Here is a 22,209-nt window from a genome sequence, read left to right on the forward strand (position 1 = left end):
CTGCCGTTTCCGATCCTTGCCACAAACATCAAGAGGGTTTCATGCTTCTCTACGCGCTCAAGCGACTGCTGCACGTCATCCCGGTGGCAATTGGCGTGAGCATGGTTTGTTTCATGCTCATCCATATCGCTCCGGGAGATCCGCTGGCCGCCATTCTTCCCTCGGATGCTTCGGCTGAGATGCAGACGCAAATGCGCGCTTTCTACGGTCTGGACCGTCCTCTGGCTGTACAGTACGCAATTTGGATGTGGCATGCGCTGCATGGCGATCTTGGCACCTCGATCGCTACCGGACGGCCTGTTCTCGGCGAGATCATCGATGCATCCATCAATTCGATCATTCTCGCCGTGTCTGCAGCGGTTATTGGATTTGTCGGCGGCGCGACACTTGGCTTTCTCGCCGGTGTGTTTCGCGGCGGATGGGTGGACCGCATCGCTTCCGGCATCTCGATGCTTGGCGTCAGCGTCCCGCATTACTGGCTCGGCATGGTGCTGGTCATCACCTTTTCCGTGACACTCGGATGGCTTCCGGCAATGGGTGGAGGACCAGGCGGCTCTGCGGGCCGCAGCTTCAGCTGGGATTATATTCAATATCTCGTGCTGCCGGCCGTCACCATGTCCGTCATTCCCATGGGCATCATCGCCCGCACCATCCGCTCGCTGGTGGCAGATATATATGCGCAGGACTTCACGCTGGCGCTGGCTGCCAAGGGCCTGATGAGCGGGCGTATCCTGCGCCATGTGGTGCGCAATGCCGCCCCGACCGCTCTCTCCGTCATGGGTCTGCAACTGGGTTATCTTCTCGGCGGTTCTATCCTGATCGAAACGGTCTTTTCATGGCCGGGTACCGGTTTCCTGCTCAACGGCGCGATCTTCACCCGTGACCTGCCCATCCTGCAGGGCACCATCCTCGTGCTCGCCATGTTCTTCGTCGTTCTCAACCTCATTGTCGACGTGTTGCAAAGCGCCATCGATCCGCGCATCCAGAGGAGCTGACAATGGCCGCAATAGCTGAAGCATCCGCAATTCCCGTCGAGAAAATCGCCAAGTCTCCCGGCTTCTGGAGCGGCGTTCTGACGCGGCTGCGTCGTGATCCCGTTGCCATGGTGGCGCTTGGGATCCTCGTTCTTCTCATCCTAATGGCCATTTTCGCGCCTTATCTGGCGCCCTACGATCCGGCGAAGGGCAGCGTCATCCGCAGGCTGAAACCGATCGGAACACCCGGCTATATCCTCGGCACCGACGAGCTTGGACGTGACATGCTTTCACGCCTGATCTATGGCGCGCGTCTGTCGCTCCTCATGGGCGTCATCCCTGTTCCCATCGCCTTCGTCATCGGTTCGGCAATCGGCATCATCGCCGGTTACGCGGGCGGTTTGACCAACACGCTGATCATGCGCACCGTTGACGTGTTCTACGCGTTCCCGTCGGTGCTGCTGGCCGTGGCACTGTCCGGCGCGCTTGGCTCTGGCCTCACAAATGCGCTCGTTTCCCTCACGGTCGTCTTCATCCCGCAAATCGCTCGTGTAGCAGAGAGCGTCACCACCCAGGTCCGCAAGCTCGATTACGTGGATGCCGCCCGCGCCTCCGGGGCTCCCGCCTTTACCATCGTCAGGGTCCATATTCTCGGCAACGTGCTCGGACCGATCTTCGTCTTCGCCACAAGCTTGATTTCCGTATCGATGATCCTTGCGTCAGGTCTCTCCTTCCTCGGGCTCGGCGTGCGTCCGCCGGATGCCGAATGGGGGCTGATGCTGAACACGCTGCGCACCGCCATCTACACAATCCCCTTCGTTGCAGCCTTGCCCGGCGTGATGATCTTCATCACCTCGATCTGCTTCAACCTGTTCTCAGATGGGCTGCGCACAGCCATGGACGTGAAGTCATGATGAAAGTCGTTGGAGCACCAAGCCTTGAACTGCCTATCGGGGAAAGGGGTGGACCGGTCCAGCCACTGATTTCCGCCCGCGGGCTTCTGAAACACTTTCCCGTCAAAGGAAGCGGCTTCCTGAAACCGAAAAAAGTCGTGCGCGCCGTCGATGGCGTCGATTTCGATATCATGAAAGGAGAGACACTCGGCGTTGTCGGTGAAAGCGGTTGCGGCAAATCGACGACGGCGCGGCTTCTCATGCAACTGATCGCACCCGACCAGGGCGAAATCCTCTTCGATGGCGAAACGGTTGGCGGCGTCTTGCCGCTTTCTGCCTATCGCCGTCAGGTGCAGATGGTATTTCAGGACAGCTACGCCTCGCTCAATCCGCGACTGACGATCGAGGAATCCATTGCCTTCGCACCGCAGGTCCACGGCACGCCAGCGGCAAAGGCGATTGCAACGGCACATGATCTGTTGCACCGCGTCGGCCTCGAGCCATCGCGTTTTGCCGGTCGCTATCCACATGAGCTTTCCGGCGGTCAGCGCCAGCGTGTCAACATCGCCCGGGCTCTGGCGCTCAAGCCACGCCTCGTTATTCTGGATGAAGCGGTCTCGGCTCTCGACAAATCGGTGGAGGCGCAGGTGCTAAACCTGTTGCTCGACCTCAAACGCGATTTCGGCCTGACCTATCTATTCATCTCCCACGATCTCAACGTCGTTCGCTTCATGTGCGACCGGGTCATGGTCATGTATCTCGGCAAGGTGGCGGAGATCGGGAGTCGCGATGCCATCTACGGCAATACCGGTCATCCCTATTCGGCAGCACTTCTGGCCTCCATGCCGAAAATCGATCCCGCAGAACGCACCGAAGCGCCGCCACTGACAGGTGACCCGCCCAACCCCATCGATCCGCCCTCCGGCTGTCGCTTCCACACCCGCTGCAGCTTTGCCGAGGATGTCTGTCAACGGGTGCTGCCGCCGCTCACCGAGATGTCTCCCAGCCAGGCAGCCGCCTGCCTGATGGCAAAGCCCGGTTCCGGCCACAGCCGTGCGCCAGCACTGACGGAGGCATGACGATGCAGAACGACGATATGATCAATATGCGCAACCTGTCGGTTACGTTTCGGCGCGGCGGCAAATCCGTCAAGGCCGTCAACGGCGTGAACTTGGTCGTCAAGCCGGGCGAGGTGGTAGTCCTTCTGGGGGAATCCGGCTCGGGCAAAAGCGTGACGATGCGCTCGCTCTTGCGCCTTCATCCCAAGGGAACGCTTGTTGAGGGCGCCATGTCGGTCGACGGGCGCGACATTATGGGGCTTTCCAGCCGCGCTTTGTCCGATCTCAGGGGAGCCGTGGTGTCCATGGTGTTCCAGGAACCGCGTCTGGCGCTGGACCCGGTCTATACGGTCGGTAGCCAGATCGAAGAGACCATCATGCGCCACGAAAACGTCTCGCGCACCGTCGCCGCTCAACGCGCCCTTGCACTGTTCCAGAAAGTTCGCATTCCCTCACCGGAGCGGCGCCTTGGCAATTATCCGCATGAAATGTCGGGCGGCATGCTACAGCGTGCGATGATTGCCATGGCGCTTGCCTGCAATCCGAAGGTGCTGCTGGCAGATGAGCCGACCACGGCGCTCGATGCAACGGTACAAATCCAGATCTTGCTGCTGATCCGCGAATTGCAGAAGGAATATGGCCTGTCGGTCATCTTCGTGACGCATGATATTGGCGTTGCGGCGGAAGTCGCAGACCGGATCGCTGTGATGTATGCCGGACGCATCGTCGAGGAAGGACGTGTCGGCGATCTCATCGGCAACCCGCGCCATCCCTATACCAAGGGCCTGCTGGGCGCGCGTGTGGAACTGGCCGAGGGCCGCGACCGGCTGATCACCATTCCCGGCGCACCGCCGGATCTTGCAGCCATGCCGCCGGGCTGCGCCTTCGCGCCCCGTTGCGAGCTGGCGCGTGAAGAGTGTCGTGCGGATGTTCCTGCGCTCACGCGGCTGTCTGCCGATTCACAGGTCGCCTGTATTCTCGCGCACTGAAGGCCTCGGAATGCTGGGCGCTCGTCGAGAAAATACAGGAACATAGGGGGCGGGAGTGCCTTGGCGGCACCTTGAAAGTCATGAAACGCATAGGATTGATCAATCCCAACACATCGCAGGCAACGACTGCGATGATGACGGATATTGCGCGCCTCTACCTGCCGCAGGGCTTTGCCATTGAAGGCCTGACGGCAAAACAAGGCGTGCCGATGATCCTCGATGAAAAAGCCCTTGCCGCTGCCGAAGAGGGCGTCGTTTTCATGGGAATGGACCTTGCCGAACGCAGCGACGGCCTCATCATCTGTGCATTCGGCGATCCTGGGCTGGAGCGGCTTGCCGAGACGTCCGGCATCCCCTGTATCGGCATATGTCAGGCAAGCATGATGGAGGCGTCTGCGGGCGGACGGCGCTTCGGCATCGCCACCGTCACGCCAGACCTCGTGGGGAGTTTCGTTGCCAAGGCGAAAGCTCTTGGCGTCGCATCTCTTTTTACCGGAACGCGGCTGACGACAGGCGATCCGCAACAACTCGCCTCCGCACCCGATGCACTGCTTGCAGCGCTGGCGATCGCGACGCGTCAATGTTTCGAAGAGGACGGGGCTGAGGCTGTGATTATTGGCGGAGGGCCTCTCGGGCAGGCAGCGGAACAGTTGCAGGGCATGTTTCCCGCTCCGGTTATCGCGCCGATCAGGTCGGCCGTGGAGTGGATGGTCCGAGCGCTTTAAGAAGGCCAGGCCTCGACCGTCCATGGTTGAGGCTGCCTGTCCTTTCATCGACGCGCTGTTTTTTGTTGCAAGCGTCATTCGGGCGGCAGAAAGTCGCCCATCTACCGTTTGCCGGAGCGCGCTGTGGTAAAGGAAAAATCGTTTCTGTTTCGAGTGAGGCAGGCCCTTCCGGACCTTCATCCAGCGGAAAAACGCGTCGGCGAATTCGTCTGCGATTTTCCGGGCGAGCTCGCGAGCTATTCCGCCCAGGAACTTGCCGCTTTGGCCCATGTGTCGAAGGCGACCGTCACGCGCTTCATCCAGCGGCTGGGTTATGACAGCTACGAGGAGGCGCGGCGCCATGCGCGCGCGGAGAAACAGACCGGCTCGCGCCTCTTTCTGGAACGCTCCGACGAGAGCGAAACAATGCAGTCCGTCAAAGCCCATGCCGCACAGGATATTGCGAATATCGAGGCGACATTCTTTGCCATCTCGGACAGGCAGATAGAAAGCGCTGCCGATTGTCTGCTTCAGGCACGGAAAGTCTGGGTGATAGGGTTTCGCAGCAGCCAGCCATTCGCAGCCTATTTTCAATGGCAACTGACGCAGGTCATTGAAAACATCGTCGCCATCCCTGGCCCCGGCCAGACACTGGGGGAACATTTCGCCAGTCTGCAGGACGCCGATATCGTCGTTGTTTTTGCCATGCGACGTCGCGTTGCCCAGATCGATACCATCCTTGACCATGTCAAGGCGTCGGAAGCCAAGCTCATTTACGTCACCGATGAGGGGGCACCCGGTCATAGCGGCGCCACTTGGCATTTCCGATGCCAGACGCTCGCGCCGGGTCCGCTGTTCAACCACACGGCTATCATGGCGCTTTGCCATTTGCTGATTACGCGTTGCCTCGAAAAAGCCGGCCCATCCGGTCGCAAACGCTTGCGCAAGATCGAGATGTTGAACGACAGCTTCGATGAGTTGTAAGCGCCATGGCCGGTTGATGGATTGGACCGCATCCCCCTCTCGTTGCGTAAAGCGCCGCACAAGCTTCATTGTATAATCGGTTGTCAGTCTATCACGGCCATGATTCCGCCTCCGGCGGGGCGGCCGGCTTGAAGGTTCTGAATGCAATGAATGCATCGATTGGCGGCACGGCCCAGAATTCGCTCCTCCCCACTTTGTTGGAGCTTGCAAAAACCCAGCGTCTTTCGCTGGTGGACCTGCTGAAATTCGCAGAAACGTTGACGGCGCAAGGCAAACGCCAGGAGGCGGCAGAGCTCTACAAGAGCTGGCTCGCCTTCAACGATCCCCATCCCGGCCAGCACATGGTCTGCTTCAACTTCTCCGTTCTGTTGCGGCAGATGAACGATCTTGCCGGTGCCGTGACTGCCATGCAGGCGGCGTTGAAGCATGATCCGATGTTCGGCCCCGCCCACATCAATCTCGGCCTGGCCTATGAGGATGCCGGAATGGCGACGCTTGCCATTCAGCAGTGGCAGGGCTTTGCAGAGAAAACATCTGAAACGACGCCGGATCAGCTGCTCTATCGTCATCTGGCGCTCCAGCATATCGGTCGTGTCATGGAAAATGCCGGACTGATGGAGGAGGCGGAGGCAGCCCTTTGGCAGGCCATGGAGCTTCGCCCGCACAAGCTGGAATCCGGACAGCATTGGAGCGCTTTGCGCCAGCGCCAATGCAAATGGCCGATCCTGGTGCCCTCCAATCACGTCACCCAGCGCCAGATGATCGACGCCATGCCGCCGCTCACGCTTGGCTGCTATGCCGACGATCCGATCTTTCAGCTGGCCAACGCCCATCAATACGGCAAGACGCTCATTGGGAGACCGGATATCCGAAACGTCCCCCGCGCCACCGTCCGGCAGAAAACGGGCACCGGCCAGAGGCTGCGTGTTGGTTACGTGTCGTCAGACCTGCGCGATCACGCCGTTGGCTTTGCGCTGAGGGAAGTGCTGGAACTGCATGACAAGGCACGCGTCGAAATCTACGCGTATTACTGCGGAGAAGCCGTTGCCAACGATCCGACACAAACGCGGATGAAGGCGGTCGTGGATTGCTGGCGAGATGTCGCCGCGCTCTCCGACGAAGCAGCCGCGCGGCAGATCGCAAGCGACGAGATCGATATTCTGATCGACGTGAATGGTTACACCAAGCACGCCCGTACCAAGATTTTCGCCTATCGCCCCGCGCCCGTCATCGTCAATTTCTGTGGCTACCCGGGCTCCATGGCGACACCTTTCCACCAGTACATGATCGCCGACGAGGTGATCGTGCCTGAGGAAAGCGAGATCTACTATTCGGAAAAGGTGTTGCGGATTGCCTGCAATCAGCCGCTCGACCGAAAGCGCGTTATTGCCGAGCGCCCGTCTCGCCAGGAAGCGGGCTTGCCGGAAGACACGTTTGTCTTCGCCTGCTTCAACGGCATGCAGAAGATCACACCATCCACATTCGCGCAGTGGATGCGCATTTTGAATGAAACGCCGGGCAGCATCCTGTGGCTTTTGACCGGTAGCGATAAGACCGATCAGCGCCTGCGCGATCTGGCAGAGGCCGCCGGGATTGCGCCGGAGCGTCTGCTCTTCGCGCCGAAAGCCCCGAACGCGATGCACCTCGCCCGCATCGCGGTGGCAGATCTCTTCCTCGATACGTTCCCTTATGGTGCTCACTCGACCGCAGCGGATGCGTTGACCGTCGGTCTTCCGGTTCTGACATTCCCCGGCAAGTCTTTCCCGGCGCGCTTCTGCAGCAGCGTCGTCGCCGCGACGGGATGTTCCGAGCTTATCTGCACTGACCCCGAGGATTACGTTGCCAAGGCCATCGCCTTCGCAAAGAAGCCGGCGAGCTTGAAGGCCGTCAGGAAGAAGCTGGGCGCGGAACGGGAAAAGAGTGTTCTGCGCGATATTCCCGCCACCGCGCGAAGGCTCGAAGACCTTTATTGGCAGATGCAGGGCGAAGCCGAACGGGGCGAAACACCTGTCCCCGATCTTCGCAATCTCGATGTCTACTACGAGATCGGCAGCGAGCTTGTGTCGGAAAATCTCGACTTCGTCGATGAGGCTTCGTACCGCGATCGCTACCTTCAAAAGCTGCGGGAGTGGGACGCTTTCTCGCCCATCCAGCATGACAACCGCTTGTGGACCACGCAAGCATCCGCCACCGCTTGAACAGAGGCAGAGCCGCCGTGTCCCGACAGAAGATTGCAATCGTAGGCGCCGGGCTCTCCGGTGCGGTCATCGGCCGTGAGTTGGCGGAAGCAGGGCACGAGGTCGTAATTTTCGACCGGCGGGATCACATTGCGGGCAACTGCCATACCGAGCGCGATGCAGAGACCGGCGTGATGGTCCACGTCTACGGTCCGCATATTTTCCATACCGACGATGCCGAAGTCTGGGATTACGTCAATCGCTTCCAGACCTTCAAGCCCTACAAGAACCGGGTGAAGACCACGAGCCGCGACCAGGTTTTTTCCCTGCCGGTCAACCTGCACACGATCAACCAGTTTTTCGGCAAGACCCTGCGCCCGGATGAGGCGAAGGCCTTCATCGAGGAGCAGGCCGATACGTCGATTACCGATCCGCAGACCTTCGAGGAGCAGGCGCTGCGCTTTGTGGGCCGCGACCTCTATGAGGCCTTCTTCGAAGGCTACACGCAAAAGCAGTGGGGTTGCTCACCGAAGGATTTGCCAGCCTCCATTCTCAAGCGGCTGCCGGTCCGCTTCAACTATGACGACGACTATTTCTTCCACAAATTCCAAGGCATGCCGGAAAACGGCTACACCGAAATGGTGGACGGCATCCTCGATCATCCGGACATCACCGTCAGGCTGAAGACCAGCTTCGATCGGGCGGACACGGGCGACTATGACCACACCTTCTATTCGGGTGCGCTGGACGGCTACTTCGACTATGCGAAAGGCCGCCTCGGCTATCGAACGCTGGACTTCGAACGTTTCACCTACGACGGCGACTATCAGGGCTGCGCGGTGATGAATTACGGGGAAACCTCCGTCCCCTACACCCGCATCACCGAACACAAGCATTTCTCGCCATGGGAAAAGCATGACGGATCGGTGTGCTACCGTGAATACGCTCGCGAATGCGGACCGGACGACACACCATACTACCCCATCAGGCTGGTGAAGGAAAAAGAACAGCTAGCCGACTACGTCGCTCTCGCGAACGCCGAAGAGGGCATCAGCTTCGTGGGACGTCTGGGAACCTATCGATATCTCGACATGGACGTGACGATCCGTGAAGCGCTGGATACTGCAAGGCTTTTCCTCGACCTCCACGACAAGCAAGAGAGGATGCCGGCCTTCCTGAACCCACCGCTGTAATGGAAGTCGTGCTTCGGAAAGCTGACAGTTTCGCACAAGGAACTACACCTAGGATTGTCACAGCCGGACGTATTCCGTCGATGGGATGTATCCGAGGTAGAAAAGAGGGCATGCTGCCCGTTTGAGCTTTGGTCAGGTTTATCAATGACATCGATCGTATCTTCGCTGAGCGTCAACCAGATCAGAAGTCTTACGACAAAAGCAATCGAGGACTGGAACACCGAAGACATCTCCTTTCTTACCTCCCAGCAGATACGAGCGCTGTCGTCCGAGCAGGTTGCAGCACTGGAGACGGTGGATCTAAAGGCCTTCAAGCCTGACCAGCTTGCCGCTGTCTCGACCAACGCCATTATCGGTCTGACGCTTACGCAACTTGCGGTCCTCGATAGCATCTCGATTGCAAGCCTTACCGGACGGCAAGTCGGCGCCCTGACAACCGAGCAAGTGGAAGGGCTGACGAGCGCGCAGGCCGAAGCTTTGACCGCATCTCAAGTCGCATCGATGACGTCCGATCAATTGGCGGCGATGAGCCCGGACGACATCAAGACATTCTCCATCGAGGATATCGCGGCAATCTCCAGCCGTGCGATTCCGGGGCTGAAACCTGAATTGCTGAAGGTCTTATCTCCAGAGAAGATCGCGGCAATCAGTCAGAAGGCTATTCCGCGTCTGGCGATCGAACAACTCGAAGCCCTGAGCGAGTCTCAGGTGAAGGCTCTTACATCGCTACAGCTGGGGGCACTGAGGCCCACGCAGCTTGCGGCATTCGATGCCGATGATATCGTCAATCTGACGTCCGGTGCCATCCAGGGCCTCTCTACGACCGCCATAGCGTCGTTGTCGACGGAGCAGATCGGTGCTCTCTCCACCGCTCAGCTGGCAGCTCTAACCTCATCGCAAGTCAAGGCTCTGACCTCTACTCAGGTGGCGGCCTTAAGCGCGAACTCTGTCGCCGCCTTCACCACTGGACAGATTCCAGCGCTATCCTCCCGCGCGATGACTGGACTGACCGCCGAACAGCTTGAAAAACTTTCAACGGCGCAGGTCGAGGCCTTCGCGTCGCTTCAGGTCAAGGCATTAAATTCCGATCAGATTGCGGCGCTCACATCGGCGCAGATCAACACTTTCTCGGCTGCCGACATGGCCGCCATCAACGGTGCCGCAGTTGCCGGCCTCAGCCCGACCATTCTTGAAAATCTCACGAAAGAGAATATTGCCGCGTTGAGTAGCGCGGCATTTTCCAAGCTCAGCACCGATCAGATCGATGCACTGACGTCAACGCAACTGGGGGCCATCACCAGCAGCCAGCTTGGGGCGATGTCCTCCGCTCAGGTTGCCGTGCTCGGATCGGCCAAGATCCAGTCGCTCCAAGCGACTGCCATCGGTTCGCTTTCCGCCAAGGCCATGCCAGGACTGAGCATTGAAGTCATCAAGGCTTTGACGACGGCACAAATCGGAGGTTTGAGCACGACGATTATATCGCGCCTGTCCTCCGACCAGATTGGCGCGCTTTCGACCGACCAGGTCGAAGCCTTGACCGCGCTGCAGATCAAGGTCCTCAGCTCCAGCCAAATGACGGCGCTTCACGCCGATGATATTCAGACATTCACCCCCGATGAGATCGCTGTAATTTCCTCAAGAGGGATACTCGGCGTCAGCACCGCAGCCATTGGAGCTTTGACTCCAGAACAGGTCGCGAAGCTGTCAAGCTCAGCCTTTTCAGCCTTATCGACCGACCAGCTCAAGGCGTTGACATCGACGCAGCTCCAAGCACTCACTGCCGTCCAGCTCAATGCTCTGAAGGCGGCTCAGATCAAGTCGCTTGCGGCTGAAGACATCGCGGCTCTTACCACCGCGCAGGTCGCCGCGCTCAGCACAGAAGCCGTTGCAAATCTGACCACCGATCAGGTTGCCAACCTGGAGACGGCGCAGCTTGAGGCGCTTACGTCCGTTCAGGTCAGGGCTATGACCTCTGCCCAGCTTTCGGTTCTGGATGGAGCGAGTATCAATGCCTTCTCCACGGCGGATATCAACGCGATCAGTGCCCGGACCATTCTAGGGTTGCGCCCTGACGCCATCGCCCTGTTGACGCCGGACCGCGTGGCCGCTCTGGCAACCGCCGCCGTGGCGGCGCTAACGACGGAACAGGTCGAAGCACTGTCCGCCACGCAACTCTTCAAACTCTCGTCATCTCAAGTCGCCGTCCTGAGCTCTGCACAAGTCGAGGCATTGAAACCGGACCAGGTCAAAGATGTCTGGTTGCCCGCCGAAGGCGCAGGAAAGCCGGTTCAGATCGCCGGCCTCTCCACCGCAGCCCTCGCCGCCTTGAGCACCAAGGCAGTGCCGGGCCTGTCTACCGACTTGATTGCGGCGCTGACGACAAACCAGATAGCGGGCCTGAACCCGAGCGCGGTTGCAAAACTGACGCCCGAACAAATGACCAGCTTGTCGAGCGCCCAAATCGCTGCCCTTTCGAAAGAGCAGATGAGCGCCCTGGGGTCGGGCCAACTCGGAGCTTTGACGCCTGCATTCATCGCAAAGCTGACCACCGACCAGATCACATCACTGACCGGCACGGCGCTGAAGGGATTGAGCTCCGAGCAGATCGTCGCGTGGTCGCCGGCTCAGGTGTCTGCGCTGTCACCGGGGCAGATTGCGGCATTGACATCCACCCAACTGGCAGGTCTTGGTACGGAAGATATCGCCGCCATCTCGACCGCGGGCATACAGGCTTTCGGGGCAGGGGCAATCGCCGGTCTTTCGAAAGAGGTGATTGCCGCTCTGTCCACAGAGAAGCTGGCATTGCTGAGCACCGGGGCTATCGCGACATTGACGGCACAGCAGGTCGCCACGCTCTCGACCGCGCAGTTAGACGCCTTGACGACGCGGCAGATCTCCGCACTTGGTTCAGAGCAGACTGCGGCGTTGGGACTTGATGACATTGCCACATTTTCTACGGGCGACATGGCCGCATTGTCGGCGTCTGGCCTTTCCGGGCTGTCGAGCGCTCTGATCGCCTCGCTGACAAGCGACAAGATCGCCGCCCTCTCGACAGGCGCTATCGCGGCACTGACCGCTGGCCAAGTCGAAGCACTTAAAACGAGCCAGCTGGCAGCGCTGACCATCAACCAGGTTTCCGCGTTAAGTTCCGTTCAAACTGCTGCGTTGAGTTCTGCAGGCCTTGCGGCACTTTCCACCGATCAGATTGCAGCGTTGAAAACGAGCGCCGTCACCAATCTCCCTGGCGATCATATCTCTGCGTTGACAACCGCGCAGCTTGCGGTTCTCACAACATCCCAGATATCTGCCTTCACGTCGTCGCATATTGCGGCGTTAGGGACGGCCCAGGTCGCATCTCTCTCGGAAGCCCAAATCGCGGCGATCAATACGGCTGCCATCGCCGCCCTTTCCGCAAGGCAGGTCGCCGCTCTCAAACCCAATCAGGCGGAAGCACTGACGACCCGTCAGGTCGCAGCCCTTTCTGCCGACCAGCTTGAAGCATTCGGCGCAGATGACATCGCCAAGTTTTCGACAGGCGATATTGCGGCCATCGGATCGAGCGCGATCAGCAGTCTCTCTACAGCTGTCGTCGCAGCGCTGACCACGGCCCAGGTGACGGCATTGAACGCCAGCGCTTTCGGCAATCTGACGACGAAGCAGGTTTCGGTGCTGACGACAGCCCAGACCGGCGCGTTGACGACAAAGCAAATCGCATCGCTTTCGGCTGACCAGATTAAAGTTCTGAGCACCGACCACATCGCGTCGCTGTCGGCAGCGCAGGTGACGGCTTTGAGCACCAATGGTGTATCGGGGCTCACGGCCACGCAAATGGCTAAACTGACCACACTTCAGGCGGAAGCGCTGACCGCTGTTCAGGTCGGCGCGTTGACGTCGGCGCAACTGGCCGTTCTCGGCAAGGAGGCCATGGCCAAGTTCTCGACGGCCGATATCGGTGCCATCGCACCCGGCACGATCGGTGGGCTTTCGACCGCCATTATCGCCGAACTGACGACTGGTCAGATCGCAGCGCTGGGAACCGCGGCGGTGTCGTCTCTCACCACTGGCCAGATCGGCGCGCTGACGACCGGCCAAGTTGCCGCCTTGTCCACGAGGCAGGTCGCGGCATTGACGTCACAGCAGATCGCAGCACTCGGATCGGACGATATCAGTGCGCTGTCCGCCGCCGCCCTTGGGGCAATCAATGGGTCGGCGGTTGCTGGTCTCTCCACCGATGCGATGTCGAAACTGCCAACCGAAGATCTGGCGGCGATCAGCCCTGCCGGGATATCCGGATTGACGACGGGCCAGATCGCTGCGTTGTCCTCCGACCAACTGAAGTCGCTGACCACCCGGCAGGTGGCAGCCTTGTCTTCCCGGCAGGTTGCGGCATTGGGTACAGCGGGTATTGCTCTCCTCGATGCTTACCAGATCGCCTCCATCAACAAGGATGCTGTACCTGGCCTTTCCTCCGCTCAGGTCGAAAAGCTGACTGCCGTCCAGGCCGAAGCGCTGACGAGCCTGCAGGTGAGTGCGCTCAGTTCCTCGCAAGTTGCGGCGCTGTCTGTTGATAACATCAAAGCGTTTTCGTTGAGAGACATCGCGGCTTTCTCTGCAGCCGCCATTGTGGGCCTGCCACCGGCAACCCTTGCCGCGTTGCCAGCTGGAACCATCGCTGCTTTGTCCACTGCCAGCGTCTCAGGTTTGACCACAGCCCAGGTTGCGGCGCTCAGCGTGGCCCAGGTTGGCAGCCTGACGGCGTCGCAGGTCGGCGCTCTCGGATCGCGCCAAATCGGCGTTCTTGGCACGGCCAGCATTGCAGCGCTCAGCACATCACAGATCGCCGCATTGAACGACGCCAGCGTCTCGGGTTTAACCGCAGCGCAGATTTCAAGCTTCACCACGGAGCAAGTCGAAGCGCTCAAAACATCACAGGTGGCACAGTTTAGCTCGACGCAGGTCGCGGCTCTCGGAACGGATGACTTGGCCGTTCTCTCAACCGCAGAGCTTGCGGCACTGAGTTCGAGTGCAATCCTGGGCCTCTCGACCACGGCACTTGCCAGCCTGTCCGCCGACCGCATTGCCGTTTTAGGAACGACCGGGGGCATTCAGGGCCTCTCCACAGGCCAGATGGCTTCACTGACCTCCGCCCAGCTCGCCGGCTTGACGACGGCGCAGATCGCGTCGCTTGGCTCCAGACAGGTTGCGGCCATCTCCACGGCCAACATGGCAGCGCTAACGACTGCGCAAATCGCGGCTCTGAGCACGACCGGTATCACAGGCCTGTCTTCCGACCAGATTGCCGCCCTGAGCACGAGCCAGGTCGAGGCATTCAACACCGCGCAGGTCGGTGCCTTTAGTTCCCTTCAAGTCGGCGCTCTCGGAACAGACGATATCGGCGTCTTCTCGACCGCAGAATTGGCGGCGTTGACATCGTCGGCTGTTGCTGGCCTCTCCACCGGCACCCTTGCCAGCCTTTCCGCCGATCGCATTGCGACACTCGGAACGGCCAGCGTTGCCGGCCTCTCGACCGCTCAAATAGCAGTCTTGAAGAAAGAGCAACTCGAAGCTCTCACCACGGCTCAGATCGGCGCTCTCGGCTCACGCCAAATCTCCGTTCTCGGCACCGCAAGCATCGGCTCCCTTTCTCGCGAGCAGATAGGCGCATTGAGCACTGCGGCCATCTCGGGTCTTTCTTCGGCAGCCATCGCGGCACTGTCGGCCGACCAGGTTGAAGCGCTCAACCCCGCACAGGTCGGCGCATTGACCTCCACGCAGATCGCAGCCATGGGGACGGACGATATCGCGCGCTTCTCGACCGAAGACCTCGCGGCGCTGACATCCAGTGCCATAGCGGGCTTGTCGACGGACGCGATTGCTCTTCTCTCGCCAGACAGGGTCGGCGCTCTGAGTGCTGGCGGAATTGCCGGACTGACGACGCTTCAGATCAAAGCGATGAGTGTCGATCAGGTCGAGGCTTTCACCCCAACCCAGGTGACCGCTCTCGGATCGCGACAGATTGGTGCTCTGAGCGCTGCCCAGTTGCGCGCCTTCTCGACGGCGGACGTCGGCGCGATAAGTGCGACGGGTATTGCTGGTCTGTCGACGGAAACGATAGCCGGGCTCTCGGCTGAGACCATTGCTGCGCTGAGCACGCTCGGCATTTCCGGCCTGTCTACCACGCAGCTTTCGGCGTTCTCCCACGATCATTTCGTCGGTCTTTCTACCGGCCAGATCGGCGCTTTGTCGTCCAAGCAGATCGCCAGCCTGAAGACGGCGGATCTGTCAGCGCTTTCCACTGCCCAGATTCTGGCACTCAGCACCGGGAGCATCCCGGGGCTCACCAGCGAGCAGGTGGGGGCGCTCAGCCTCGAACAGGTGCACGCACTATCGACAACGCAGATCAACGCCCTGACATCTGGCGCCATTGCCGGATTGACATCCCAGATGCTCGATACCTTTACCCCTGAGAGACTGTCCGCGATCAACGCCTCCGCCATTGCGGGCCTGTCGACCGGCTTTATCGCTTCGCTGTCGACCGGTGAAGTCGCAGGCCTCGCAACGGCGGCGATCGCCGGGCTGACCAGCAAGCAGATCGCTGCCATGGCGCCCGATCAAATCGGTGCCCTCTCGACGGGTCAGATCGCGGCACTGAGCGCCGATGGTCTCGCCGGTATCTCCTCCGCCGGGATGGCGACATTCTCCACCGCTGACATTGCGGCAATCAGCACAGGTGCGATCCGCGGTCTTTCCACGGCGCTTATCGCCTCCCTGACCAGCGCGGACATTGCGGTTCTCAGCCCAAGCCAGATCGGCAATCTCGGCTATAACCAGATCGTGGCGATGAGTACGGGCCAGATTGCTACGCTGACCACCGCGCAGATTGGCGGTCTGAATGCAGTTCAGGCCGCAGCGCTTGGCACCGACGACATCGCACTTCTCTCGACGGAGGAGATCGTCGCCTTGAGCAGCGGCGCGGTGTCTGGCCTGACGACAGGCGCAATCTCATCGCTGACCACCAGCCAGAGCGAGGCTTTGACGCCCGCGCAAGTCGGGGCTTTGACCGCCGCACAGGTCGCGTCGCTTTCCAAGGAGAATATTGCCAAGTTTTCGACCGAGGACATTGCCGCTTTCAGTTCCAGCGGCGTCGCAGGGCTTTCCACCCAGACACTGGTCAGCCTCTCCAGTGCCCAGGTCACGGCACTTCTCAACACGCACATGCGTGCCTTGACATCCGATCAGGTCGCAGCCGTCATCTCCACCTATTTGGCCGCCTAAAAAGGCGCTTTCAGCGGCTTTATTCCCGCCCTCCACCCGGAGGGCGGCATCAGTTACAGCATCGGCCCGGAAATCGGACGCGATTTTCGGAAAGCACGATGCGCAGACTTAAGGAGATAGAGCGTCCTTTGCGCGTCCATCAGGACGCAGGGCGTTCTATGAGAAATCCTCGCGCAAGCTTCGTCCTCTAGGGTGGCATCGGGACCAGAAGGTCTCGAACCCATGAATGACGGTGCGGAACAGAATGAATCTGTTAAATCAACTCCCTCAGGTTTTTAAAAACTTCGCGGCCTTAGGCCAGACGCGGCTTTTGGTGCTGGGTGGTGTGGGCGTTCTGTCCATGGCAATCATTCTCGCTGCAGCTCTTTATGTGAACAAGCCGGCCTATGAGACGCTTTATGTCGGCCTGGAAACCATGGATCTGAACAAGATCAGCATTGCGCTTGCCGAGTCCAATGTCGATTTTCAGGTTGGCTCGGATGGAACGAGCATCCAGGTTCCAGTTGGCATGACGAGCAAGGCTCGTCTGCTTTTGGCCGAACGCGGCCTGCCCGACAGCGCCAATGCCGGTTACGAACTGTTCGACCATGTCGGCTCTCTGGGTCTCACATCCTTCATGCAGGAAGTGACGCGGGTGCGCGCCCTCGAAGGCGAGATCGGTCGCTCGATCCAGCAGATCGACGGGATTGCGGCCGCCCGAGTTCACATCGTCATGCCCGAGGTCGGCAACTTCCGGCGGGGGGAACAGAAGCCCACTGCCTCCGTCATGATCCGGGCGAGCGCGTCCGCGGGCCGAAAGGCCTCCGCTTCCATTCGGCACCTCGTTGCATCCGCAGTGCCCGGCCTTGAAGTCGATGACGTGACCCTTCTTGACTCCACCGGCCAGCTTCTGGCATCGGGCGACGATGTCAGCAACGGCGCGATGAGCCGGTCGTTGACGCTGGCGCAGAACGTTCAGCAGGAACTCGAGACAAAGATCGACAAGGCGCTTGCGCCCTTCCTCGGCATGGACAATTTCCGCTCGAGCGTGACCGCGTCGCTTAACACCGACAGCCAGCAGATCCAGGAAACCGTCTACGATCCGAACTCGCGTGTCGAGCGTTCCGTTCGCTCCACGAAGGAAGATCAGAAATCCCAGGAAACTCAGCAGGATTCCGCAGCCACGGTCGAGCAGAACGTACCACAGGCGGCTCCACAGAGCGGTGGCGCCGGTCCGAAGTCGTCCGATGAGACGGCCAAGAAGGAAGAGCAGACCAACTACGAAATCAACTCCAAAACCGTGGCCACCGTTCGCAACGGCTATTCGATCGACAAGATTTCCGTCGCGGTCGTGGTCAACAAGGGCCGCCTTGCGAAGATGATCGGCGATCCGGCCGACCAGGCCAAGATCGACGCCTATCTTGCGGAGATGCAGAAGATCGTTACCTCTGCTGCCGGTACCTCGACCGAGCGTGGTGACGTGGTGACGATCACTGCCATGGACTTCCTTGAGACGCAGCTTCTGGACGAGGCTGTTGCCGGCCCAGGCTTCACCGAAGTGTTGAGCCGCAACTCCGCTGGCATCATCAACTCACTCGCCTTCGTCGCGGTCGCCTTCCTAGTCGTCTGGCTTGGTGTCCGTCCGGTCGTCCGCTCCATGTCGGCCGGTGGGGCTCCTGCCTCCGCGGAACTGGCGCAGGATTCGGCCGGGCTCGAACTGCCGGACTTCTCTCCTGCCATGGGTGGTGGCGCTGCCGGGGGCCTCATGGAAGGCTTCGGAGCGGACTTCGGCTTCGACAGTACCGACGATCTTCTTGGTGGGGACACGGGCGAGGGCGACTTCAACCGCCGGGTCCGCGAAGGGCCGGAACGCAGACTTTCGCGCATGGTGGAAATCAGCGAAGAACGCGCTGCCAAGATCCTCCGCAAATGGGCAGTGGAAAAAGCAGCATGATAAGAATAAAGGCTGGATCAACTCCGGCCTTTTTCGTTTATTCGAAAATTCTTGCTGTAGGCGTATGGCGGATGTGATTTAGTATTTGTTCATCAAATCGCCGATTTCAGGTGGGGTATGTTGAAAAGGCGGATGTGCGCAAATTCGAACAGGTATATGTTCAGGGTTGTAGTGCACGCGAAAAAGAGTGGATAGGTCGTTACAGACGGGTACATTTCTTCAAGCGTCTCCTAGACTACAACGATTCGGTCGCCAGGGGTGTTCGTCAAAAGCGGCGCTTCTGAATGGAAATGAGTTCCATCCCGTTTAGGCATCCCCGTCCGGGGAACGAGAGGGCGTAGGCTATTGAAAGTGGATGTCGATATTCGCAGGCTGTCTGCCGCGCCAGCTGAAACGATTGCGAGGCCCTTGCCACGCAACCAGCTCATTCGCAAGATTGCAGCCGCAGCGGCGGAAAGTGACATCATTGGTGCGATGGAGCATCTGACATCCTATGTCGGCGCTTCGCACTATCTGTTGTCGCGTGAAGACCTCCTGCAGGAGGCAAGCCTCAGCTTCATCGTCACTTCCGACTGGCCCTTCGATCTGGTGCGCAAGCTTGCCAACGAATTGACCGGGACACAGAGCCGATCCAGTGAAATGGAGAAATGCCTTTCCCTGCTCAAGCCACGCGTGCTGTCTCTTCCCGACGATGCGGTCGCGCCAGCAGGGATCGATCGCCAGTACTGGACGATTACCTTTTGCGTTGGACGCATCCGCTTCTCGCTGCTTTTGATGTTTGCCGAAGGCGTTCTGCCGGCAGAAGATCGGCTTCGTGAAGCTGGAATGCTGGCCGGTTACTTTGCAAGCTTCGGCATCGTCGAAGGCACGAAGACCGAGCGCGATATCGATCTGACAGAAAGAGAGCTTGAATGCCTCTTCTGGATTGCCGAAGGCAAGACCAGCGATGAAATGGCCATGATCCTTGGCATCTCGCGCAACACCATCAACAACTACATCACCAGCGTCATGCGCAAGACAGCAACCAAGACCCGCTCGGAGGCCATTGCCTACGCGGTCCGTAACAACCTTGTCTAAAGGGCGCATCATGGGTTTCGTCAAGGATTTGAGCAATGAGGGATCGGGTCAGCCGATAGCGTCGAAGACCATTCCCTCCGTGACGCGCTCCGACCTCTTCCCCAAGCTGGTTGCCATGCAGAGAAGTCTTGGCGCCAAAAACTTCATCGTTCTGCGTGCCGTTGCAGCCGGATTCCCCAACAAAAGGAAGCTCTCCTGCGAACTTGAAAATCTTGGTCTGGCTGCCGGCGAACAAAGCGCTCAGCTGGTTAAGATCCTCGGCGAACGTCTGCTCGATCATCTTGAATCGTCCCTGCTCCCCGTCGCCTGGACGAGCGAGCAAGAATCGGGCTTCGCCGATCTGCCGGACGTTCCCGCCCTTCTCATTCGCCTCGACAACGAGAATCTCGGATATTCCGGTGTCGGCTTTCCCGTGCGGCTTGGCACGATGGGCAACGGCTTCGTGATTTTTTGCGGTGGCAACCTGTTGCTCGACAATGAACTCATGCTGGAGCAGCACGTCAAATCCACGCAGATCATGATTGATCTCCTGGCCATGGATGAGCGTCGCGTCTCGCCGTCGGAGGCACTCAGCGAGCGCGAAGTCGCATGCCTGCAACTGGCAGGCGATGGCAGGATCAGCGAAGAAATAGCAACCAAGCTTGGTCTGTCCGTTCACACGGTCAATGCCTACCTCGGCTCCGCGACCATCAAGCTGGATTCCGTCAATCGCATCCAGGCGATCGCCAAGGCTATCCGGCTTGGTTTTATTCACTGATACGCGTCGCAGTGTGCCGTCGAGGCTAAGTCTCGTTCCGTTGGTACAGTCAACTGAGCGCCCGACACGTCTGCAGACATGGCTTGAAAAGCCGTTGGTGCTGTGCTTTGCGTGAAACACGCGCACCGCGCGGAATCATAATTTTTTGACGATAGTCATTCTTTTTCGCATCACGCGTTGGTGCGTTCGAAGACATTTAGACGTGAAATCAGCCCGTTAGAGTTGATCCAAAATCGCGTTCGCTTAGCCTAGGCTGTTGTAGAATTCCCTGAAAATTAATCCTTTTGCTTCAAATTGCCTAAACTCGTTAAGATTGGGGTTTAGCAATGGGGCGTTTCGTTTCGAGATCCATCGTGGTGCAGATTGTATGTCTGGCCATCGGTCTCATCTTCCTTGGTATCGTTGCCGTCGGTGCTTCGACCTATGTGCGGTTGAAAGAAGACGTCATGCAGACGGCTTTGATGGATACGGAACGTGCCGTCCGCAGCATGGCCATCCTCTATGAGATGAAGGTCGGCGGAACCACGCTCGCGATCGAAAACGGTGAGTTGAAATCGGTCAGCCGTCCCAGCATCGGCACCTTGCTCGACTTTGACCTGGTGGATCGTGTCGGTATGGCAAATGGTGGCGTGGCAACCGTTTTCCAGGCGCAGGGCACGGATTTCCTTCGTGTCTCGACCAGCCTGAAGAATGAAAAGGGCGAGCGCGCCGTTGGCACCAAGCTTGCCGTCGACGGTGCTGCTTATGCGAAGATCACCAAGGGTGAGTCCTACTTCGGTCCCGCAACTCTGTTCGGCCGCGACTACATGTCGGGCTATATGCCGGTTTTGTCCAAAAAGGGAGCACCGGTCGGTATTCTTTTCGTCGGCGTGCCCTTGGAGTTCTACCAGGGCCATATTGACGGTTTGCGCAACATGATCCTCGTCGTCGGTGCGGCTGTCATGCTTGCTTTCAGCATTCTCGGCTACTTCGTGATCAAGCGCAGCATGCGCCCTCTCGGTAACCTGACGGATGCGATCAGATCCCTGTCTCAGGGCAAGCTCGATACCGACATTCCTTACATGGAGCGGAAGAACGAGTTCGGCGATATTGCTCGGGCCTTGGAAGTCTTCCGCGACAATGCACGCGAGAAGCTTCGAATCGAAGGCCAGAGCGTGGAAGAGCGTGCTCAGGCGGAAGCCGAACGGTCTCGCAACGATGCCGAGAAGCTAGACACCGATCGCCAGATCGAATTTGCTGTCGGCCAGCTGGCAGCCGGTCTCGCGCGCCTGTCCGATGGCGATCTCACCCAGACGCTCGACGTACCTTTCTCCGGTCGTCTCGAACAGCTTCGGGTGGACTTCAACACTTCGCTCGCCAACCTGAAGGATGTGCTTCAGCAGGTGCGTGAGCGCACCTTCATCATTCAGAACAATGGCGCCGAGATGCGCAAATCATCGGATGATCTGTCGCGCCGCACCGAATCGCAAGCCGCGTCGCTGGAACAGACCGCCGCCGCCGTCGAGGAAATCACGGTCACCGTGAAATCCTCCGCTGAACGTGCCCGGGAAGCCAACAAGGCCGTTCGCATCACGCAGGAAAGCGCCGACAACTCCGGCTCGGTCGTCAAGAACGCTGTCGATGCCATGGGTCGCATCGAGGAAGCGTCGCAGAAGATCGAACAGATCATCGAAGTCATCGACGACATTGCCTTCCAGACCAACCTTCTCGCGCTGAATGCCGGCATCGAAGCTGCGCGTGCAGGCGAAGCGGGCAAGGGCTTCGCCGTCGTCGCGCAGGAAGTGCGTGAACTCGCCCAGCGTTCGGCAGACGCCGCTCACGAAATCAAGGCGCTGATCAACCAGTCGACGCAGGAGGTCAATTCCGGTTCGCTGCTGGTGCAGGAAGCAGGTCAGGTTCTCTCCTCGATCAGCCAGCAGATCGTGACCGTCAGCAAGCATGTCGAAACCATTGCCACGGCCACCAATGACCAGGCGTCTGCGCTTCAGGAGGTCAACAGCTCCGTCAACCAGATGGATCAGATGACCCAGCAAAACGCTGCCATGGCGGAAGAGTCGAGCGCGGCAAGCCAGATGCTCGCCGATGAAGTCGAAGCACTGCTTGGTCTCCTCCAGCGGTTCCGCATGGAGCAGTCTCACGCCGGCGCTGCGCGACATAGCCAGTATGGCCGGGCAGCCTGAACAAACGTGAGACCT

At 59.4% G+C, this 22,209-nt stretch carries 13 protein-coding genes; all 13 read left to right on the forward strand.

Annotation, left to right across the window (positions count from 1 at the left end; genetic code table 11):
* Window positions 1–41 precede the first annotated feature (41 nt).
* The 13 genes from ACTJKV_RS01890 to ACTJKV_RS01950 all read left to right on the forward strand — a co-directional run bounded on the left by ACTJKV_RS01890 (window position 42) and on the right by ACTJKV_RS01950 (window position 22,194).
* Window positions 42–995, forward strand: coding sequence for an ABC transporter permease (locus ACTJKV_RS01890; protein ID WP_062425095.1), 954 nt, complete (start codon window positions 42–44; stop codon window positions 993–995).
* A gap of 2 nt (window positions 996–997) precedes the next feature.
* Window positions 998–1,888, forward strand: a complete 891-nt coding sequence (locus tag ACTJKV_RS01895; RefSeq protein WP_440598418.1) for an ABC transporter permease — start codon at window positions 998–1,000, stop codon at window positions 1,886–1,888.
* Window positions 1,885–2,946, forward strand: coding sequence for an ABC transporter ATP-binding protein (locus ACTJKV_RS01900; protein WP_274100903.1), 1,062 nt, complete (start codon window positions 1,885–1,887; stop codon window positions 2,944–2,946). The genes ACTJKV_RS01895 and ACTJKV_RS01900 overlap by 4 nt, the downstream gene beginning before the upstream one ends.
* 2 nt (window positions 2,947–2,948) lie before the next feature.
* Window positions 2,949–3,914, forward strand: a complete 966-nt coding sequence (locus tag ACTJKV_RS01905; RefSeq protein ID WP_440598419.1) for an ABC transporter ATP-binding protein — start codon at window positions 2,949–2,951, stop codon at window positions 3,912–3,914.
* Window positions 3,915–3,994: 80 nt separating this feature from the next.
* A complete protein-coding gene (locus tag ACTJKV_RS01910) occupies window positions 3,995–4,639 on the forward strand; it encodes an aspartate/glutamate racemase family protein (RefSeq protein ID WP_113226540.1) in 645 nt (214 codons plus the stop codon).
* A gap of 123 nt (window positions 4,640–4,762) precedes the next feature.
* Window positions 4,763–5,602: a MurR/RpiR family transcriptional regulator gene (locus ACTJKV_RS01915; protein WP_274100901.1), complete on the forward strand. Its 840-nt coding sequence runs from the start codon at window positions 4,763–4,765 to the stop codon at window positions 5,600–5,602.
* A gap of 146 nt (window positions 5,603–5,748) precedes the next feature.
* Entirely contained in the window at window positions 5,749–7,800 is a 2,052-nt protein-coding gene (locus tag ACTJKV_RS01920) for an O-linked N-acetylglucosamine transferase, SPINDLY family protein (protein WP_274101077.1), read from the forward strand.
* A 17-nt stretch (window positions 7,801–7,817) separates the two neighbouring features.
* Window positions 7,818–8,972: a UDP-galactopyranose mutase gene (gene glf / locus ACTJKV_RS01925; RefSeq protein WP_274100900.1), complete on the forward strand. Its 1,155-nt coding sequence runs from the start codon at window positions 7,818–7,820 to the stop codon at window positions 8,970–8,972.
* Window positions 8,973–9,116: 144 nt separating this feature from the next.
* Entirely contained in the window at window positions 9,117–16,247 is a 7,131-nt protein-coding gene (locus tag ACTJKV_RS01930; protein WP_440598420.1) for a hypothetical protein, read from the forward strand.
* A 244-nt stretch (window positions 16,248–16,491) separates the two neighbouring features.
* Window positions 16,492–18,180: a flagellar basal-body MS-ring/collar protein FliF gene (gene fliF, locus ACTJKV_RS01935; protein ID WP_062425102.1), complete on the forward strand. Its 1,689-nt coding sequence runs from the start codon at window positions 16,492–16,494 to the stop codon at window positions 18,178–18,180.
* A 345-nt stretch (window positions 18,181–18,525) separates the two neighbouring features.
* On the forward strand, window positions 18,526–19,257 hold the full coding sequence (gene visN / locus ACTJKV_RS01940; protein WP_062425103.1) for a transcriptional regulator VisN: 732 nt from the start codon (window positions 18,526–18,528) through the stop codon (window positions 19,255–19,257).
* A 10-nt stretch (window positions 19,258–19,267) separates the two neighbouring features.
* Window positions 19,268–20,014, forward strand: a complete 747-nt coding sequence (gene visR, locus ACTJKV_RS01945; RefSeq protein ID WP_112955794.1) for a transcriptional regulator VisR — start codon at window positions 19,268–19,270, stop codon at window positions 20,012–20,014.
* 326 nt (window positions 20,015–20,340) lie between these two features.
* Window positions 20,341–22,194, forward strand: a complete 1,854-nt coding sequence (locus ACTJKV_RS01950) for a methyl-accepting chemotaxis protein (protein ID WP_274100898.1) — start codon at window positions 20,341–20,343, stop codon at window positions 22,192–22,194.
* The last annotated feature ends 15 nt before the right edge of the window (window positions 22,195–22,209 follow it).

Source organism: Agrobacterium sp. 22117, from assembly GCF_052045735.1.
GTDB classification, from domain to species: domain Bacteria; phylum Pseudomonadota; class Alphaproteobacteria; order Rhizobiales; family Rhizobiaceae; genus Agrobacterium; species Agrobacterium cavarae.

Excerpts from the sequence above, each read along its gene's own strand:
- ACTJKV_RS01890 (WP_062425095.1), top strand. The coding sequence starts at position 42 with ATGCTTCTCTACGCGCTCAAGCGACTGCTGCACGTCATCCCGGTGGCA.
- ACTJKV_RS01895 (WP_440598418.1), top strand. The coding sequence starts at position 998 with ATGGCCGCAATAGCTGAAGCATCCGCAATTCCCGTCGAGAAAATCGCC.
- ACTJKV_RS01900 (WP_274100903.1), top strand. The coding sequence starts at position 1,885 with ATGATGAAAGTCGTTGGAGCACCAAGCCTTGAACTGCCTATCGGGGAA.
- ACTJKV_RS01905 (WP_440598419.1), top strand. The coding sequence starts at position 2,949 with ATGCAGAACGACGATATGATCAATATGCGCAACCTGTCGGTTACGTTT.
- ACTJKV_RS01910 (WP_113226540.1), top strand. The coding sequence starts at position 3,995 with ATGAAACGCATAGGATTGATCAATCCCAACACATCGCAGGCAACGACT.
- ACTJKV_RS01920 (WP_274101077.1), top strand. The coding sequence starts at position 5,749 with ATGAATGCATCGATTGGCGGCACGGCCCAGAATTCGCTCCTCCCCACT.
- ACTJKV_RS01930 (WP_440598420.1), top strand. The coding sequence starts at position 9,117 with ATGACATCGATCGTATCTTCGCTGAGCGTCAACCAGATCAGAAGTCTT.
- fliF (WP_062425102.1), top strand. The coding sequence starts at position 16,492 with ATGAATCTGTTAAATCAACTCCCTCAGGTTTTTAAAAACTTCGCGGCC.
- visR (WP_112955794.1), top strand. The coding sequence starts at position 19,268 with ATGGGTTTCGTCAAGGATTTGAGCAATGAGGGATCGGGTCAGCCGATA.
- ACTJKV_RS01950 (WP_274100898.1), top strand. The coding sequence starts at position 20,341 with ATGGGGCGTTTCGTTTCGAGATCCATCGTGGTGCAGATTGTATGTCTG.